Consider the following 2,304-nt stretch of genomic DNA (forward strand, 5'->3'; position numbering starts at 1 on the left):
CCGCGTACGGTGGCGGTGAACGGCCGCTGCTCGCCGCGCCGCAACTGGACGGTGAGGTCGAGGCGTTCGCCGGGCTCGGGGACCCGCATCCGGTAGGCGCCGTCGACCGGGAAGAACGGGGAGACGTAGAAGTCCTTGGGCACGTCCGCCTGTCCGTCGGCACCGGGGCGCAGCAGGTAGCAGTGGCGTTCGCCGTAGGTGTTGTGCACCTCGGCGACGGTGCACAGCGGGGCGCCGCCGGCCGCCTGGACCCAGTACAGGGTCAGCGGGTTGAAGACGTGTCCGAGGACGCGGGCGTGCGCCAGCATCAGCACCCGGGCGCCGGGCTCCAGGGTGATGCCCTGCGCGGTGAGGTAGCGCTCCAGGCCGGCCCGGATGGTGGGCGCGGTGCCGGCGAAGTGGTCGCGCGGGTCGAACCGGGCGAACGGCCGCAGGAGGAGCGGGAGTCGGGGCGGCCGGTCGAGGTCGGTCAGCCAGAGGTAGGTGCGCTGGGCGAAGGAGTGGCGCAGCGGGGTGGTGCGGGTGTGGCCGACCACGCACTCGTACAGCGCCGCCTGCGGCCGGTCGGCGGCTACCACGTGACCCCCAGCGCGGCGGCGGCGTCCACCCCGGAGCGGCAGCCGTCCTCGTGGAAGCCCCAGCCGTGGTAGGCGCCGGCGTAGGCGGTGACGGCGGTGTTGAGGGAGGGCAGCCGGCGCTGGGCGGCGACCGAGGCAGGGGTGTAGACGGGGTGTTCGTAGACCATCCGGGCGTGGACGGTGGCGGGGTCGACGCGGTCGCCGGCGTTGAGGGTGACCACGAAGTCCGCGCCGGCCGGGAGCCGTTGCAGCCGGTTCATGTCGTAGCTGACCTGGACGGCGTCGGCGGCCGCCGAGCAGCTCGGCAGGTGGTAGTTCCAGGAGGCGCGGGCGCCCTTGGCGCGCGGCAGCAACGAGGTGTCGGTGTGCAGCACGGTGGGGTTGCGCGAGTAGCGGAACGCGCCGAGGACCTGCCGTTCGGCGTCGGTGGGGTCGGCCAGCAGCCGCAGCGCCTGGTCGGGGTGGGTGGCGAGGACGACGGCCGAGTACGCGGCGGTGTCGCCGTCGGCGGTGGTGACCTCGGCCCGGTCGGGGTGGCGGCGGACGGCGGTGACGGGTGCGCCGGTGCGGATGCTGCCGATGTGCTTGGCGGCCCGCTGGACGTACTCGGCGGAGCCGCCGGCAACGGTCTTCCACTGCGGGGAGCCGGTGACCGACAGCAGCCCGTGGTGGTCGAGGAAGCGGAAGAGGTAGGCCGCCGGGTAGTCCATGGCGGTGTGGGCGGCGCACGACCAGACGGCGGAGACCAGCGGGATCATGAAGTGGCTGGTGAAGTAGGCGGAGAACCGGCCCTCGGCCAGGAAGCGGCCCAGGGTGAGGCCGGTGGGCGCGCCGGAGGCGAGCAGCTTGCGGGCGGCGCGGTGGAAGAGCGGTACCTCGGCGAGCAGCCGCAGGTAGGCGGGGCGCAGCGAGCCGCGTCCGGTGAACAGCCCGGCGGGGCCGCGCGCTCCGGCGTACTCCAGTCCGCAGCCGTCGCACCGCACCGACATGCTCATCTCGGAGTCCTGCGTGGCGACGCCCAGTTCGGCGAAGAGCCGCAGCAGCCGGGGGTAGGTGCGCTCGTTGTGCACGATGAACCCGGAGTCGACCCGGACGGTCCGGCCGCCGGGGCCGGGCAGGTCGTGGGTGTGGGCGTGGCCGCCGAGCCGGGTGTCCGCCTCGTACAGCACGACGTCGTGGGCCCTGCCGAGCACGTAGGCGGCGGTGAGGCCCGCCACTCCCCCGCCCACGACGGCTATCTTCCGCTGGTGCACAGTCCTCCGCCCGCAGTGGCCCGCCGGCCGGGAGGTCGTCCCGGCGGCCTGTCACGGGTCGTTCGGAACCGGCGCGCCACCGGATTGGTCGTGGTCTTCGGATGATCGCGAGACCGCGGGGAGGGGCAGTTCGGCCCAGACGCCGTGCCCGCCGCCGGGGTGCGGGGTGACGCCCCGGTCGTCGGCCGCGTGTCCACGGTGAACAGGCCGCGCCGGCCGGTGGCGACGTCGCAGGAGGGGTGCCGCCAGTGCGCCCGTATCCGGTCGGTGTCCGGACCGGGGCCGGCGTCGGCGACCTCCGGGCGCAGCACCCGCGGCCCGCCGGGCGCGGGGCGGACGGTGGCGGTGACGCGCAGCGGCGGGAGGCCGTGCCGGACGGCGTTGGTGAGGAGTTCGGCGAGCACGAGCAGCGGGTCCCGGCAGGCGGGTCCGGGCGCGGCGGGAGGTAGGCGCGGGCGCCCGAGGCGAGGCGC

The 2,304-nt window shown here is 75.3% G+C and carries 2 protein-coding genes; both read right to left on the reverse strand.

The window, feature by feature from the left end; translation table 11 throughout:
- Positions 1-578 (reverse strand): DUF1365 domain-containing protein (locus C6N75_RS26165; protein WP_105871349.1); only part of this gene is annotated, 578 nt, incomplete at its 3' end.
- Positions 572-1,807: an NAD(P)/FAD-dependent oxidoreductase gene (locus C6N75_RS26170; protein WP_258177621.1), complete on the reverse strand. Its 1,236-nt coding sequence runs from the start codon at positions 1,805-1,807 to the stop codon at positions 572-574. The genes C6N75_RS26165 and C6N75_RS26170, both read right to left, overlap by 7 nt.
- Between the last annotated feature and the right edge of the window lie 497 nt (positions 1,808-2,304).

The organism is Streptomyces solincola, from assembly GCF_002982015.1.
Classification (GTDB): domain Bacteria; phylum Actinomycetota; class Actinomycetes; order Streptomycetales; family Streptomycetaceae; genus Streptomyces; species Streptomyces solincola.